This is a genomic window from Allobosea lathyri (genome assembly GCF_900108245.1).
GTDB classification, from domain to species: Bacteria; Pseudomonadota; Alphaproteobacteria; order Rhizobiales; family Beijerinckiaceae; genus Allobosea; species Allobosea lathyri.
Genome location: NZ_FNUY01000004.1, coordinates 383,057 through 397,781, shown reverse-complemented (window position 1 = coordinate 397,781; position 14,725 = coordinate 383,057). Strand labels below are relative to the sequence as shown.

Genomic DNA, 14,725 nt, shown 5'->3' with positions numbered 1-14,725 from the left:
AAGCATGGTGTTGTCCGAAAACCGGTTCCCGTTTTTCGGTGCCATGCTCTAGAGAGGCCCGATGAAAGCCCGCCGGAAAGAAAAACGCGCCCTTGCCGGCGAAATCGCCGAAGCCATCCATATGCGCGCCTATCGGCCCGGCGAGTGGCTGCGGCAGATCGACCTCGAAGAGAAGTTCAACGCGACCCGCTTCGATGTGCGTAGCGCGCTCGACGAATTGGCGGTCCGCAAGACGATCGAGCATGTGCCCAATCGCGGCTACCGCGTCGCCCAGCTCGACACCGAGACCTATCGGGCTATTCGCGAGACGCGCGTGATCCTGGAAACGGCGGCGGTTGCCGAAATCGTCGCGCGAATGGACGAGGCGACGATCGCCAAACTGAAGGAACTGGCGGCCCGCTTCGGCGCTGCCGTCAGCGCCGGCACGCATATGGAGCAGAGCCAGATCAACGGCGAATTCCACCATGTGTTCTACAGCCTTTGCGGCAATCCGGTGCTGGAGGAGATGATCTGGTCGCTGCGCGACCGGTCGCGCGGCTCGGCAGTGACGGTCTGGAGCTCGCATGAATCGCTGCTCCAGAGTGACCGGGACCACATCGCGATGATCGCGGCGCTGGAGGTTCGCGATACAGCCGGCCTCACCCGGCTGATCGCGAGCCACATCATCAAGGACGGTCTCTGAGGGCGCTCACTCGGCGATGCTGACTTCCCAGAGCCTGGGCTTCGACAGGATCGAGGATTTGTAGCCCTTGACCCGCTTGGCATACACGCCGGCGTCGAGGCCGTTATAGAGCATCACCATCGGCACCTCGTCGATGAAGCGCTTGTGAAGCTCGTCGAAGATCGCCTGCCGCTCGGCCTTGTCGGAAACCACCATCGACTTGTCGAGCAGGGCCTGTGCCTCGGGATTGTCCCAGACCTTGCGCGGCTGGGTCTCCTTGGGGCCGGTGACCGATTCAAAGCTGAGCGCCGGGTCGAGCCTTGCCGAGTAGGGGAAGGCCTGGAGCTGGTAATTGCCCTTGGAATAGCGGTCGAGCTGCGTCGCCCATTCCAGCACCTCGATCGTCGCGTTGATGCCGGCGTTCTGCAGCATCTGCTGGGCAATCACCGCGGAATCGAAGCTTTGCGGATAGCGCTTGTTGGCGAGCATGACGAGCGGCTCGCCCTTGTAGCCGGCCTCCGCCAGCAGCTTCTTGGCGGCAGCCTTGTCGAAGCGATAGCCCTTCGCCTGGACGGGCGTGTAGTAGGTCGACATGGCCGGCACGATCGAATTATTGGGCTTGCCGAGGCCGTCCGTGACCGAGGCAACGATTTCCTCCGTGTCGAGCGCGGCAGCTATGGCCTGGCGCAGCTTGACGTTCTTCAGCAGGGGATCGCGGGTCTGCAGGAGGATGCCGACCAGGCCCATATTCGAGACGACCGAGAGTTCGACCTTGGAGTTGGTCTTGAGTTCGCGGACGTCGGCATTGGCGATGTCGGGGATGATGTCGATATCGCCGCGCAGCAGCGCCGCCCTGGCGGTCGAGCTGTCGGGAATGATCATGAAGCGGACTTCGTCGACCAGCGGGCGCTTGCCGCCGGTATAGCCGTCGACGGGGCCGGGCAGGCTGGAATAGCCTTCATATCGGCTCAGACGGATGTATTCGCTGCGGCGCCACTCGGCGAAGCGGAACGGGCCGGTGCCGATCGGCTTGTCGAAGCTGCCATCGGCCTTGATCGAATCCTTGTGCAGGATCGCGGTCATCGCGCAGTCCGTGCGGGCGATGCTGGCGAGGAAAAGCGAACTCGGTTTGTCGAGTTTGAAGACGACGGTCGAGGGGTCGGGCGCGGTCACAGCCTCGACCTTGACCCGACCACGTCCGTCGAACTCGGACAGGCAGCGCCAGTCCGTCTTCGGATCCATATAGCGGTTCCAGCTCCAGACCACGTCGGCCGAGGTCAATTCGGCGCCGTTGTGGAACTTGACGCCCTTGCGCAAAGTGAAGGTGTAGGTCAGCCCGTCATCGGAGATCGCGACCTTTTCGGCCAGCAGCGGCCTGACCTGCGAATCCTCGCCATAGGCGACGAGCCCCTCGACCATGTGCAGGACCACGGCGTCGGTATTGTCGTCGCGATTGACGCCCGGATTGATGCTGCGGATGTCGGCATTCAGATGCACCCGCGCGGTGGTGGCATGGCCGGGCGTTGCGGCCATGAGCGCCACTGCCAGCATGCCGGTTGCAGCGGCAAGGCGTGGCGCGGACCAGCCTGATACGAAATTTCTGCGAGCCATCACGTTCCCCTGTTTTTCTTTGGTCTGGCTGTGCTCGGGAGCGGGGGAATCGTCTCCGCTCCCGGAACCGGCGCTGAAGGCCGGGGCCTGCCCCTGAGGGCTAAGGTCTTTTCGTCACTCGGCGGCTTGCGCCAGCAGCACCGGGTCTTCAGTCAGGCTGTAGCGCGTGAAGGTGCGGTTCAGTGCCGGCAACGGGGCAACTTCCATGATGCCCTTGGCCGGCTGCATGATCACCATCGCGACGGTCGCCGAGAGATTGCCGGTGTCGTTGAGGCGCGGCGGGCGGCAGACCGAATAAGGCGTTAGGAAATCGTCGAAGAAGGCTTGCTTGAGATCGTCGACGGTGAGCTTGCCACCGGCTTCGTCCAGGAGCTTGCGGACGCGCCAGTCGCGGTAGAAGCTTTCGGGAACGCGCGGCGTGCCGGTCTCGCGGAGCTTGGTCAGCGCGATCGGGCTGACCCAGTGATTGGCATGCACGATCAGTCCCTCGGACGGGTAGATCGGGAAGGCTTCGTCAGGCGCGCATTCGAAATCGATGGCGAAGCCCTTCACCGTCGAGAGCATCATGTTGTTCGAGCAGGATTTGGGTGTCGTCGCCACGGCCTTGATCGCGAAGGCGAGATGCTCCTGCTCGAGCACCTTGCGCCGGATCAGCGCGAGCGGGACGCCGGTCTGGCTGAAGTCGCGTTCGGATTCGAGGTAATTGGCGGTGATGCAGACGCCGGCGGCATTCATGCCGCAGCGGGCGAGGCCGCCGGCCTCGACGAAGGTCAGGAAATCCGGCCCGTCGTCGCGCCGCACGCGCAGCACGATCGCGGTCTCCGCGCATTCGGCCTTCCAGTCCCAGTTCTGGCCGTGGATCAGCTCGCCCGTAGCGCTGCGCTCGGGCAGGATGACCGCGCCGGTGCAGCCGTCGTCGAGTTCTTCCTCGGCTTCGACCGGCTTGTTTGTCTGGAGCCGCGCCTTGGCCATGACCTCGGTGCGGGCATTGACCATCACGATGTCTTCGAGCGCGACGCCGGCGCCATCGGCGATACCGCGCATCTCCTCGACATAATGCGCGCCGAAAGCTTCGATCTCTCCGGCGAATTCGGCGATCAGCGCCGATTTCGCGGCCGCGTCGAAGCCGAGTTCATTGAGCTGGCCGCCATAAAGCTCGATGCTGCGCTTGACGCGCTGGGGCACGGCGAGGCCGTGCTGCCGGCCACGCTCATAGGGCGTGCCCGATACATCGACGAAAGGACAGGGCTGGACCATGGAGCGGACCTCTTTGATGCTGGTCTGGCGAATTTTTTCGCGCTAATGTATTTCATCTTGAATTAAGACAATCAAGGGCCTTTTCATGGCGACGCCGACACGGCTGCAGCAGGACATCGCCGAGCAGATCCTCCAGATGGTGCGCGAGGACGGTCTCGGTGCCGGCGACTGGCTGAACGAAAACAGCACCGCGCGGCGCCTGAATGTGTCGCGCACGCCGGTTCGGGCGGCGCTGGCCTATCTGGCCGAGCAGGGGCTGGTGCGGCGTCATGCCAATAAGGGCGTCGAACTTCTGGCCGCGACTCCGCCGGCCGGAAACGGCGCGCTGCCGGATGGCGCCGAGCTCGCCATGGTCAGGATCGCGCGTGACCGCGAGGCCGGCGTCCTGCGCGACGATATTTCCGAGCTGGAGATGATGCGGCGCTATGAAATCGGCCGGCCGGAGGTGCAGCGGCTGCTGGCTCGCTTCGCAGATCTCGACATGGTCGAGCGCAAGCCCGGCTATGGCTGGCGCTTTCTGCAGGAGCCGCGCGATCCACGGGTTCATGATGAACGCTACCGCTTTCGCCTGCTGATCGAACCGGCGGCGCTGCTTGAGCCAGGTTTCCAACTGGAGCGGGCCTGGGTCGACGAGATGCGTGGCCGGCATGCCGATATGCTGGCGCGGCCCTGGCATGAGGCGGCGAGCATCGCGCTTTATGAAATGAATGCCGATTTTCATGAGGGGCTCGCGGCGGCATCGGGCAACCGCTTCATTCATTCTGCGATCAGGCGCCAGAACCAGCTGCGGCGGCTTTCGAACTACGATTGGGTCTTTGGATTCGAGCGGGTGCAGGTGAATTGCCGGGAGCATATGCAGATTCTGGATTACCTGCAGAGCGGCGAGCATGAGATCGCCTCGGCCCTGATGCGCAGCCATCTTCTGCGCGCGAGCGTGCTGCGGCATGGGGATAGCCGGATCTGACATCGGCCGGCGAGCCGGTTGTCTTTTTTATTCAATAAACACATAGTTTGCTCGTCATCTCGCCGCGCGGGCGAGGCCGCTCTCATGCGCGGCCATCCCTGCGGAGGCAGAGCCGCCCATAGGAGCCGCCATGAACGCCCCCGTTTCGCCCCATCTGGCCAATCAGCGTGATGCTTTCTGGATGCCGTTCACGCCGATGCGCAGTTTTCAGCGCGAACCAATGCTGTTCGACCGCGCCGAGGGCATGCACTACATCACGCCGGAGGGGCATCGCGTTCTGGACGGCATGGCGGGGCTCTGGTGCGTCAATGCCGGGCATGGGCAGCCGCGCGTCGTCGAGGCGATCCGCGAAGCTGCGGGACGGCTCGATTTCGTGTCCTCCTTCAAGATGAGCCACCCGGCCGCGCAGGCATACGCGACGCGTCTCTGCGATTTCGCGCCGGAGGGCATCGACCACGTCTTCTTCGTCAATTCTGGCTCGGAAGCCGTCGATACCGCGTTGAAGATCGCGCGTGCCTACCATCACGCCCGCGGCGATGCTGGCCGGACCAAGCTGATCGGCCGGGCCAAGGGCTATCATGGCATGGGCTTCGGTGGATTGTCCGTCGCAGGCATTGGCCGGCACAAGATCGGCTTCGGGCCGCTTCTGCCGGACACCGCCCATCTGCCGCTGCCTTATGACCGCGCGACCATGGCGTTTTCGCAGGGCCAGCCAGAAGCCGGCGCCGGTATCGTCGACGGGCTGGAAGCACTGTTACTGGTGCATGATCCGGCGACGATCGCGGCGGTGATCGTCGAGCCCGTCACCGGATCGGGCGGGGTCTATCCGCCGCCGCGCGGTTATCTCGAGCGGCTGCGTGCCTTCTGCGACAAGCACGGCATCCTGCTGATCTTCGACGAGGTCATCACCGGCTTCGGCCGGCTGGGCACGCCCTTCGCGGCGCAGGCCTATGGCGTAACCCCCGATCTGATGAGCTGCGCCAAGGGCATGACGAACGGCGCCGTGCCGATGGGCGGCGTGCTCGTCGCGGGCCATGTCTTCGACGCCTTCATGAACGGCCCGCCCGAAGCGATCGAACTCTTCCACGGCTATACCTATTCGGCCCATCCGTTGGCCTGCGCCGCTGGGCTCGCGATGCTCGATGTCTTCGCTGAAGACAATCTGCTCGGACATCTCGGCTCCCTTCTGCCGTTCTGGGAGTCGCGCGCGCATGCGCTGAAGGGCCATCCGCATGTCCTGGATATCCGCACCGCCGGCTTGCTCTGCGCCATCGATCTCGACCCGCGCGCAGGCGCGGCCGGTGCGCGTGGCTCGGCCTGCGCGCGGCTTTGTCATGAGAGCGACGTGCTGGTGCGCAGTTCCGGCGACACGATCGTGCTCTCGCCGCCGCTGATCATCTCGCCCGAGGAGATCGAAACGATTTTTGCGTCGATCGAGATGGCGCTCTCGCGGATCGACTGATCCGCGGAGGTTGCCCGAGGAAAATTGCCGCCCCGATCGCCTTTGGGAGGGAAGTGGCCGGGGCGGCAGGTGATGCGCGCGAGCATGCAGCGCGCGATCCTGAGAATGGGGAGTTCGTCGGCGACGAACATCCTTCATTCGATGGAGAAGGCGAGATCTACAGGTCGGCGATGTCGAGCGGACGGGTCAGGCGCCGATGAATTTGAAATGGCCGCCGAAGCTTCGATAGGATGATTCGAGGATTTCGACGCCGCCCCGCTTGCGCAGCACATCGGCGGTGGCAAGTCCGAGCTCGACCGCCTGGGTGGAGGGTGCTGTTTCGCTCGCCACGATGCATTTCTGGCCATCGAGCGAGGTGATCTGCGCCCTCAGCGTCAATTGGTCGCCGTCCCAGCTGGTGGAGGCGCCGACCGGCAGGCTGCAGCCGGCGCCGAGCGAATGCAGCATGGCCCGCTCGCAATCGACTTCCGCACGCGCCCTGGGATCCTCAATGTCCTTGAGGAGCGCCAGGATTTCGGCGTCTGCGGCGCGTGCCTCGACGCCGAGTGCACCCTGTCCGACCGCGTAGGGGAAAACATGCGGATCGAGCAGTTCTGACGTCGCCCGCTCCAGACCCAGGCGTTGCAGACCGGCCTGAGCGAGGATGACGGCGTCGAGCCCATCCTCGCCATCGATCTTCGCCAGTCGCGGCCCGACATTGCCCCTGATCGGCACGACTTCGACATCGGGGCGCAGATGCTTGATCTGGGCGCGGCGCCGCAGCGATCCCGTGCCGACGCGAGCACCCGGCTTGAGATCGGCCAGGGTCGAGCCGCACAGGCCGTCGCGCGGATCGGCGCGCTCGGGCACGGCCGCAAGAACCAGCCCGTCGCGCAAGGTCGTCGGCAGATCCTTCAGCGAATGGACGATGATGTCGGCCTCGCCGGAAATCAGCTGCTCTTCATGCTCGGTCGAGAACACCCCGATCATGCCGAACTGATGGAATTCGGAGACCCGGTCGCGATCCGCGACCGTGGCGATCGGATGCAGTGAGAACTCGGTCTGCGGGTGCTTCGCCTTGATCAGACCCATGATGTAATTGGTCTGCGCCATGGCCAAAGGGCTGCGCCGCGTGCCAATTTTCAAAAGCATGGAGAACTTCACCTGAGCCCGAGGCTTGTCGGCCTCTGTCGATTAGAACCGTTTTATATCAACGGATTGCGATTACCGCGAGTGTGGCGTTCCGCCGCCCCGAATCCGGGAAGCCGTTTGCCGCGAGCGTTTTAGCGGCAAGGAGGGGATGCGCGCAAACATCGCTGCTCCGAGACTGCGCGGGGGCGGCTCAGGCCGGCCTGGCGAAGGGCGCGAACAGGACCGCGACCTCGCGATAGACGTCCCGCTTGAAGGGAATGATCAAATCGGGTGTCTCGTCGAGCCTCGCCCAGCGCCAGGCGTCGAACTCGGCCTTGTGGCCACCCGCCGGGTTCAGGACATTGATCTCGGACTCGGGCCCGGTGAGGCGGAAGGCGAGCCATTTCTGGGCCTGCCCACGCCAGCGGCCCTTCCAGGCCTGCTTGCCGATGGCGACCGGAAGGTCGTAGCTCAGCCAGCCCGGCGCCTCGGCCAGCAAGGTCGCGGAGGTGACGTTGGTCTCCTCCTGCAATTCGCGTTGCGCGGCCTGCAACGGCGTCTCGCCGGCATCGATTCCGCCCTGCGGCATCTGCCATTCATGGCCGGGAGCGACATGTTCGCGCTGTTTCTTGTTGGCGCGCCGGCCAACGAAGACAAGGCCGTCGGCATTGAACAAGGCGAGCCCGACGCAGGGGCGATAGCCTTCGGGAGGAGCGTCGGTCATTTCAGGGATCCGGTGGTTTTCGGGTTGCGCAATGTCCGCGCGGCGCTCATCGGCACGATTGCCAGCCCCTTGCCTTCAAGTGATTGCGCCCAGCGCGCGATCCGCTCGATCGAGACTGGCAGCGCGCTTGCAGAGGCGATCGCCACGCCCTGTTCGCGCGCTATCGCTTCCAGGCCAGCCAGTTCCTTGTCGATTGCATCGGCCCGCGTCACGCTGTCGATGACGCGGTCGACCTTCATCGCGGGGATCTGCGCGCGTCCCGCCGACGAGGCCAGCAGGCTGCGCGAGGACGAGCCGTCGTCGACGACCATCAACCCGCGGCCGGCGAGTTCGCGCAGGATCGGCGAGAGCGCCGCCTCGTCGGCTGTCAGCCGTCCGCCGAGAAAATTGACGATGCCGACATAGCCGGTGAAGCGGCCGAGCACCCAGTGCAGACGGTCGAGATTGTCGCTGGATTTCGGGCCGGTCAGCAAGGTGTGCGGGCCGGGGTCGTTGTCGGGATAGTCGAAGGGCTCCATCGGGAGCTGCAGGAAGACCTCGTGCCCTTCGCTGCGGGCGCGCTGGACGGTGCGTTCCAACTCCTGCCCATAGGGTGCAAAGGCGAGCGAGATCGTGCCGGGAAGCTTGGCGATCGCGTCCGCCGTGCCGCTCTGGCTGATGCCGAGGCCACCGACGAGGATCGCGATCCGGCCTGCCGGCTTGGTGGCAGGCTGGGGGCCGAGGGGGCGGGCATAGATCTGCAGCGGTGTCGCGCCATCCGGTGCCGTCTTGGGCAACAGCCCATAGCGGCTGCGCTCGACGAGGCGGTTGTCGGGCGAGGGCGCCAGCTTGATCGGGCCATCGCTATCGGGGATCGTGATGATGATCGAGCCGGGCATGTCGGCGCCCGGGCGTACCACCGTCACGCCCGCTTCGTTCTCGAGCTGACTGGCATTCGATTGCGTGCGCGGACCCTGCGGCACGCCGGGCTGCACGGGGATCGCGGCAAGCTGCGGTTGCTCGGTGCGCTTCTCGATGGTCGCGGTCGCCATGGGCTGGCCGCCATCGGGGTCGCGGCGCAGCGCGATGAGGAGCAGGACCGCGACCAGTACGGTCCCGACCACGCCGCCCGACGCCATCACGAGCCAGCGGCCCCATGGTTTGCCATGAGGCTCGGCCCGGTTTTGGCCAAGCGGCCGATTAAGTTCCGTGAGCGGCGTTCCGGCCAAGGGCAGCCGTCCTCAGCTTAAGCGAAGCGGACCCGAATCAGTGGCCCGCGCGGCTAGTCTTGTCGCGCGGAACGCTTCCCGTCGAGCCCAGTCGGGCTCAGTTCTGCTTGGGAACCTCGGGAGCAGGCGTCGTCACCGGGGCCGCGGCATCCTTCTTGACGCCGCGAAGCTGGTTCAGCGCCGCGATCAGCTGGGTGTCCTTGGTCGGATCGTTGGGCACATAGGCAGCCGAACCTGACTGCTCGTCCTTGCCGTCGCCCGATTTCAGGTGCCCCTTCAGCGAGGCCTCGCCCTTGTTGTCGGTGAGCTTGTCCTTGAGCTCGGCGGGAACGTCCTGGATGACCTCGATATCGGGCGTGATGCCCTTGGCCTGGATCGAGTTGCCCGACGGGGTGTAGTAGCGCGCCGTGGTCAGGCGAAGCCCGCCATTGCCGCCGAGCGGAATGACCGTCTGCACCGAACCCTTGCCGAAGGAGCGCGTGCCCATCACGGTCGCGCGCTTGTGGTCCTGCAGGGCGCCGGCGACGATCTCGGCGGCAGAGGCCGACGAGCCGTTGATCAGCACCACGACAGGCTTGCCCTTGGTCAGGTCGCCGCCGGGCTTCGCGTTGAAGACCTGCGTCTCCTCGGCATTGCGGCCGCGGGTGGAGACGATCTTGCCGCGCTCGAGGAAGGCGTTCGAGACCAGCACCGACTGGTCGAGGCGCCCGCCGCGATTGTTGCGGAGGTCGATGACGTAGCCCTTGATCTTGTCCTTGCCGATCTCGGTGTTGACCTTGTCGATCGCCTTGCGGAGACCTTCATAGGTCTGCTCGCTGAAGGTGCCGATGCGGATATAGCCGACATCGCCCTCGACGCGCTCCTCGACAGCCGGCACGACGATGGTCGAGCGGGTCAGCGTGAATTCGAGCGGCTCGGGCTTGCCGGGACGCTCGATCTTGAGCTTGACCTGCGTGTTGATCAGGCCGCGCATCTTCTCGACGGCCTGCGTCAGGCTCAGGCCTTTCACGACGTCGCCGTCGATCTCGCTGATGATGTCGTTCGAGAGGATGCCGGCCTTGGACGCCGGCGTGTCGCGGATCGGCTTGGCGACCTTGAGGACGCCGTCCTCCATCGTCACCTCGATGCCGAGACCACCGAACTGGCCACGCATGTCGGTGTCCATGTCGCGGAAGCTCTTGGCGTCGAGATAGGCCGAGTGCGGATCCAGCGAGGAGACCATGCCGTTGATGGCGGCCTCGATCAGCTTCTGTTCATCCGGCTTCTCGACATAATCGGTGCGGATCTTCTCGAAGATGTCACCGAACAGGTTCAGGCTACGGTAAACCTCGGCCGAGGCCGCGACCGCGCTGGTCGAGGTCAGAAGCCTCGTCTGCGTGACCATTCCGGTCAGACCAGCGCCCAAGACGGCACCGGCGAAAACGAGAGAAACCTTGCGCATCATCCGCGAACCTTTTCGCCTTGCGGTTTCGTCCACCACGGCGCCGGATCGACCGACACGCCGTCTCTTCTGAACTCGATATACAGAACCGGCTGTCCGGCTCCCGAACCTACGATCGTCGCAGCAGCTTCCGACGTTTCGCCCATAACCGCAACCGGTTCCCCCGCGAGGACGAACTGGTTCAGCGCGACGTCGATCCGCTGCATGCCGGCTAGCAACATGTAGTAGCCCCCGCCCGCGTTCAGGATCAAGAGTTGTCCGAAGGAGCGGAACGGCCCTGCATAAACCACCCAAGCGTCAGAAGGCGCCGAAACTAGGGCATTGGGACGCGTCTCCAGCGAAATCCCGCGTGCTGTGCCGCCCGCGCCATCAGATTCGCCAAAACCACGCAATTGTGATCCTGCAACAGGCAGTGGAAGGAGGCCCCGCGCTTCGTTGAAGGCGATCTTCGGCGCCAGCCGGGCCGGGTCCCGGAAGGCCAAGGCCGCCATGCGCTGGCGCTGTTCGCGGGTTTCGGTCTCCAGCGCTTCGCGCGCGGCGGTCGCGGCGCGGTTGGCGACGGAGATTTCCTTTTCCATGCGCTCGACGAATTCGCGCAGGTTGCGGGCCTGTGCCGCGAGTTCGCCACCGACGCCGCGCTGGGCCTCGACATCCTTTGCCGCACTTGCCTCGCGCTCGCGCCTGGCTTCGACCAGCGAGGCGAGGCGCTGGCGCTCAGCCGCGAGCTGCTCCATCTCGCCGGTGATCGCCTTGCGCTCGCTGGCGATGCCGTCGCGCAGGCGCACGAGCTCAGCAAGGTCGGTGCCGAGAATCTCGATCTCCTGACGCAGATCGGGCACGACAGCGCCCAGGAGCATCGAGGCGCGCACGGCTTCCAGAATATCCTCCGGCCTGACCAGAACGGCGGGCGGGGGGCGACGGCCGATGCGCTGGAGCGCTGCAAGCACCTCCGAGATCAGGCCGCGCCGGCCTTCCAGCGACCGGCGGATCGCGGCCTCGCTCGATTGCAGCAAGGCCAGCCGTTGCTCGACCGCGCCGATGCGCTGTTCGCCAGCCTGTGTCCGCGATGTCGTCTCGAGGAGGGCCTTGTTGAGAGCGGCGCGGTCGGCCCGAATCGCGGCGATCTCGGCTTCGAGCTTGCTGCGCGCCTCGGCATTTCCGGCAAGCCGCTCCTCGATCGTCTTGAGTTCGGCCTCGCGCGCCTGCTTCTCGACGAGCTTCTGCATCGCCTCGCGTGCGAGCTGCTCGGGTTCCGGGGCGGGCGCCTGCGCCGATACGGGGGGCATGCCAAGGCTCGCCATAAGTCCGAGCACCGCGACAATGCGGCCCCATAAACCGGGACGAGCGCGAATCATTGGCGGCGCGGGGCTCATACGCGATGATAAGGGTGTCCGGCGATGATCGTCATCGTCCGATACAGCTGTTCGAGGACAAGGACCCGGACGATCTGGTGTGGGATCGTCAGCGCTCCGAAGGCCAGTGTCAGTTCGGCCCGGTTTCGCAATTCGTCGCTGAGTCCGTCGGCGCCGCCGATGATCAGGCTGGCGGTCGCGGTCCCGGCATCGCGGGCGGCGGCGATACGGGCTGCAAAAGCTTCGCTGCCGAGGCTGCGGCCGCGCTCGTCAAGCGCGATCAGCAAGCCCGGCTGAAGCCTGGCGGTGATCGCCTCGGCCTCGTCGCGCTTGCGTTCATCGGGGCGGCGTCCACGGCTCTCAGGGATCTCGATGATCTCGGGGCCGGTGAAGCCCTGGCCGCGCCCCAGCGCCAGGGCGCGCTCGCGATAGCGCTCGCAAAGATCGCGTTCCGGCCCGTCCTTGAGCCGGCCGACCGCAATGATCGCGAGGCGCATCGCAATTCAGGCGTTAGCTGACCAGACGCTCGTTGGGCCTGTCGGCGCCCCACATCTTTTCCAGATTGTAGAACTGGCGCACTTCCGGCCGGAAGACATGGACGATGATGTCCCCGGTATCGATCAGCACCCAGTCGCAGGCGGGCATGCCCTCGACCTTGGGTGTCTGCAGACCCGAGGCCTTGAGGGCTTCGACCAGCGAGTCGGCGATCGAGGCGACATGGCGGTTCACCCGGCCGGACGCGATGATCATCGCATCAGCCAGCGAAGTTTTTCCGACCAGGTCGATGACAGTGATGTCTTCGGCCTTCATGTCTTCGAGAACACGCAGTGCGAGGGCTACGCTGTCGGCGGAGGGATTCTCGGCGACAGCGGCCTGGGGAAGCGGCTTGGGCTCGGCTTCACCAAGGGTTGAACGGTTCAGTTCCGTATCCTCACATGACGACGCGCTCGCAGCGCGACACCATCAAACTACGCCCGATGGCGCCAAAATTCAATCTTGTTCCGCTCGTTCGCGCAACATAGTCGAAGACAACTCGGACCGGCGGCCATGCAGGAAGATCCAGGCGGGCGGCTTGGCATGGGCGAGCGCGGCGCCCTGGCTTTCGGAAATGCGCCAGCGCGACAGCCAGTTGGCAGCAGGCGAGGCGACCGAGCTATGGGTCGAGCCGGGACGATCGATGACCGCGATCGGCATCATCCGGGCGATGGCACGCCACTCGTTCCAGCGATGGAAATTCGCGAGATTGTCCGACCCCATGATCCAGACGAAATTGACGCCGGGGCAGCGCCGCTTCAGCGCCCGCAGGGTGTCGGCGGTGTAGCGCGTGCGCAGGCTCGCCTCGATGCCGGTGACGTGGATCCGCGAATGATCGGCGATCTGCCGGCTGAAGCGGACGCGCTCCGCAAGCGAGGGCAGCCCGCTATTGTCCTTCAACGGATTGCCGGGGGTGACGAGCCACCAGACCCTGTCGAGCTGCAGCCGGCGCAGCGCCGTCAGGCTCGCCAGGCGATGTCCGTCATGGGCCGGGTTGAAGGAGCCGCCAAACAGCCCGATGCGCAGGCCAGGCGCGTGAGGCGGCAGCCTAAGGTGCTCGTTAGTCCCAACAAGATTTTGCGTCACGGCCGGATCTGGCCGCTGCCATGGACGCGATATTTGAAGGAGCAGAGCTGTTCGACGCCGACCGGGCCGCGCGCATGCATGCGGCCCGTCGCGATGCCGATCTCGGCGCCGAAGCCGAATTCGCCGCCATCCGCGAATTGCGTGGAGGCGTTGTGCAGGACGATGGCCGAGTCGACCTCCGATAGGAAACGGCCGGCCGCGGCTTCGTCTGCGGTGACGATTGCCTCCGTATGGTGCGAGCCATAGCGCTCGATATGGTCGATGGCGGCATCGATGCCGGGAACGACCTTCACCGCGATGATGCGGTCGAGGAATTCGGTGGCCCAGTCGAGCTCCGTGGCAGCCGTGACGCGGGCGTCGATGGCTTGCGTGGCGGCGTCGCCGCGCACGGCGCAGCCGGCCTCGAGGAGGGCTTCGACCAGCGGCGCCAGATGAGTGGAAGCGCAGGCCTCATCGACCAGCAGGGTCTCGGCTGAGCCGCAGACGCCGGTGCGGCGCAGCTTGGCGTTGAGCACGATCTCGCGGGCCATGGCGAGATCGGCGGCGCCATGGACGTAGACATGGCAGTTGCCGTCGAGATGGGCGAAGACCGGCACACGCGCATCGCTTTGCACGCGGGCGACGAGGCTCTTGCCGCCGCGCGGTACGACGACATCGATCGTTCCGTCGAGCCCGGTCAGGATCGCGCCCACTGCGGCGCGATCACGCGTCGGCACGAGCTGGATCGCGTCGCCGGGAAGGCCGGCGGCCTCCAAGCCTTCACGCAGGGCGGCGGCGATCTCGGTCGAGGTGCGGAAGCTGTCGGAGCCGGCCCGCAGGATCGCAGCGTTGCCGCTCTTGAGGCAGAGCGCGCCGGCATCTGCGGTGACGTTGGGGCGGCTCTCGAAGATCACCGCGATGACGCCGAGCGGGGTGGCGATGCGCTCGAAACGCAGGCCGTTGGGCTGCGTCCAGGTCGCCAGCACGCGGCCGACCGGGTCGGGCAGGGCGGCAACGCTGGTGACTGCTATGGCGACCTCATCGAGCCGCTCCCCGTCGAGCAGCAGGCGGTCGATGAAGGCGGCGTTCTGGCCGCCCGCTCTGGCATCGGCAATATCCTGGGCGTTGGCGGCGAGAATGCTGCCGGCGCGGCTGCGCAGGGCTTGCGCCATCGCGAGCAAGGCCCGGTTGCGCTGCTCCTCAGGAGCCAGCGCGATGAGGCGCGCGGCCTGACGTGCCCGCTGCCCGAGCGCCTGCATGAGCGGAGCGACATCGCTGCCAGCGTCTTCCGTCGCGATGATGCGGAGCGCGCTTTCGCTCGTCATGTCCAACCTGC

14 protein-coding genes are annotated in these 14,725 nt (G+C 65.6%); 3 read left to right on the top strand and 11 right to left on the bottom strand.

What is annotated here, in order from left to right:
* The first annotated feature begins 61 nt into the window (after positions 1-61).
* Positions 62-682 carry a GntR family transcriptional regulator gene (locus tag C4S73_RS12330; protein ID WP_103872782.1) on the top strand — a complete coding sequence of 207 codons (621 nt, stop codon included), beginning with the start codon at positions 62-64 and terminating at the stop codon, positions 680-682.
* A 6-nt stretch (positions 683-688) separates the two neighbouring features.
* On the opposite strand, the gene C4S73_RS12325 is transcribed toward C4S73_RS12330, so the two are convergent.
* Positions 689-2,272, bottom strand: a complete 1,584-nt coding sequence (locus C4S73_RS12325) for an ABC transporter substrate-binding protein (protein ID WP_103872781.1) — start codon at positions 2,270-2,272, stop codon at positions 689-691.
* Positions 2,273-2,386: 114 nt separating this feature from the next.
* Complete coding sequence (locus tag C4S73_RS12320) at positions 2,387-3,529, bottom strand: C45 family autoproteolytic acyltransferase/hydrolase (RefSeq protein WP_103872780.1); 1,143 nt, start codon at positions 3,527-3,529, stop codon at positions 2,387-2,389.
* A gap of 85 nt (positions 3,530-3,614) precedes the next feature.
* On the opposite strand from C4S73_RS12320, the gene C4S73_RS12315 reads away from it, so the two are divergent.
* Positions 3,615-4,493 carry a GntR family transcriptional regulator gene (locus tag C4S73_RS12315; RefSeq protein ID WP_103872779.1) on the top strand — a complete coding sequence of 293 codons (879 nt, stop codon included), beginning with the start codon at positions 3,615-3,617 and terminating at the stop codon, positions 4,491-4,493.
* 130 nt (positions 4,494-4,623) lie between these two features.
* Positions 4,624-5,955 (top strand): omega-aminotransferase AptA, encoded by a 1,332-nt coding sequence (gene aptA / locus C4S73_RS12310; RefSeq protein ID WP_103872778.1) that lies wholly within the window; start codon positions 4,624-4,626, stop codon positions 5,953-5,955.
* 186 nt (positions 5,956-6,141) lie between these two features.
* Here aptA and hemC read toward each other — a convergent pair whose 3' ends face one another.
* The 9 genes from hemC to C4S73_RS12265 form a co-directional block, all read right to left on the bottom strand.
* A complete protein-coding gene (hemC, locus tag C4S73_RS12305; RefSeq protein ID WP_103872777.1) occupies positions 6,142-7,086 on the bottom strand; it encodes a hydroxymethylbilane synthase in 945 nt (314 codons plus the stop codon).
* A gap of 190 nt (positions 7,087-7,276) precedes the next feature.
* Entirely contained in the window at positions 7,277-7,789 is a 513-nt protein-coding gene (locus C4S73_RS12300; RefSeq protein ID WP_200827992.1) for an RNA pyrophosphohydrolase, read from the bottom strand.
* Entirely contained in the window at positions 7,786-8,997 is a 1,212-nt protein-coding gene (locus C4S73_RS12295; protein WP_146071340.1) for a divergent polysaccharide deacetylase family protein, read from the bottom strand. The genes C4S73_RS12300 and C4S73_RS12295 overlap by 4 nt, the downstream gene beginning before the upstream one ends.
* A 97-nt stretch (positions 8,998-9,094) precedes the next feature.
* Positions 9,095-10,438, bottom strand: a complete 1,344-nt coding sequence (locus C4S73_RS12290; protein ID WP_103872919.1) for a S41 family peptidase — start codon at positions 10,436-10,438, stop codon at positions 9,095-9,097.
* On the bottom strand, positions 10,438-11,724 hold the full coding sequence (locus C4S73_RS12285) for a murein hydrolase activator EnvC family protein (RefSeq protein ID WP_244595573.1): 1,287 nt from the start codon (positions 11,722-11,724) through the stop codon (positions 10,438-10,440). The genes C4S73_RS12290 and C4S73_RS12285 overlap by 1 nt, the downstream gene beginning before the upstream one ends.
* An 83-nt stretch (positions 11,725-11,807) precedes the next feature.
* Positions 11,808-12,287: a 23S rRNA (pseudouridine(1915)-N(3))-methyltransferase RlmH gene (gene rlmH / locus C4S73_RS12280; protein WP_103872773.1), complete on the bottom strand. Its 480-nt coding sequence runs from the start codon at positions 12,285-12,287 to the stop codon at positions 11,808-11,810.
* Positions 12,288-12,300: 13 nt separating this feature from the next.
* A complete protein-coding gene (gene rsfS, locus C4S73_RS12275; RefSeq protein WP_244595584.1) occupies positions 12,301-12,618 on the bottom strand; it encodes a ribosome silencing factor in 318 nt (105 codons plus the stop codon).
* A 162-nt stretch (positions 12,619-12,780) separates the two neighbouring features.
* A complete protein-coding gene (locus C4S73_RS12270; RefSeq protein WP_103872771.1) occupies positions 12,781-13,410 on the bottom strand; it encodes a nicotinate-nucleotide adenylyltransferase in 630 nt (209 codons plus the stop codon).
* Positions 13,407-14,714 (bottom strand): glutamate-5-semialdehyde dehydrogenase, encoded by a 1,308-nt coding sequence (locus C4S73_RS12265; RefSeq protein ID WP_244595572.1) that lies wholly within the window; start codon positions 14,712-14,714, stop codon positions 13,407-13,409. Before C4S73_RS12265 ends, C4S73_RS12270 begins: the two co-directional genes overlap by 4 nt.
* Positions 14,715-14,725: the final 11 nt, after the last annotated feature.

Coding starts and splice junctions, on each gene's coding strand:
- C4S73_RS12285 (WP_244595573.1), bottom strand. CDS start 11,724: ATGCCCCCCGTATCGGCGCAGGCGCCCGCCCCGGAACCCGAGCAGCTC.
- C4S73_RS12265 (WP_244595572.1), bottom strand. CDS start 14,714: ATGACGAGCGAAAGCGCGCTCCGCATCATCGCGACGGAAGACGCTGGC.
- hemC (WP_103872777.1), bottom strand. CDS start 7,086: ATGCTTTTGAAAATTGGCACGCGGCGCAGCCCTTTGGCCATGGCGCAG.
- C4S73_RS12325 (WP_103872781.1), bottom strand. CDS start 2,272: ATGGCTCGCAGAAATTTCGTATCAGGCTGGTCCGCGCCACGCCTTGCC.
- C4S73_RS12315 (WP_103872779.1), top strand. CDS start 3,615: ATGGCGACGCCGACACGGCTGCAGCAGGACATCGCCGAGCAGATCCTC.
- C4S73_RS12290 (WP_103872919.1), bottom strand. CDS start 10,438: ATGCGCAAGGTTTCTCTCGTTTTCGCCGGTGCCGTCTTGGGCGCTGGT.
- C4S73_RS12300 (WP_200827992.1), bottom strand. CDS start 7,789: ATGACCGACGCTCCTCCCGAAGGCTATCGCCCCTGCGTCGGGCTCGCC.
- aptA (WP_103872778.1), top strand. CDS start 4,624: ATGAACGCCCCCGTTTCGCCCCATCTGGCCAATCAGCGTGATGCTTTC.
- C4S73_RS12320 (WP_103872780.1), bottom strand. CDS start 3,529: ATGGTCCAGCCCTGTCCTTTCGTCGATGTATCGGGCACGCCCTATGAG.
- rlmH (WP_103872773.1), bottom strand. CDS start 12,287: ATGCGCCTCGCGATCATTGCGGTCGGCCGGCTCAAGGACGGGCCGGAA.
- C4S73_RS12330 (WP_103872782.1), top strand. CDS start 62: ATGAAAGCCCGCCGGAAAGAAAAACGCGCCCTTGCCGGCGAAATCGCC.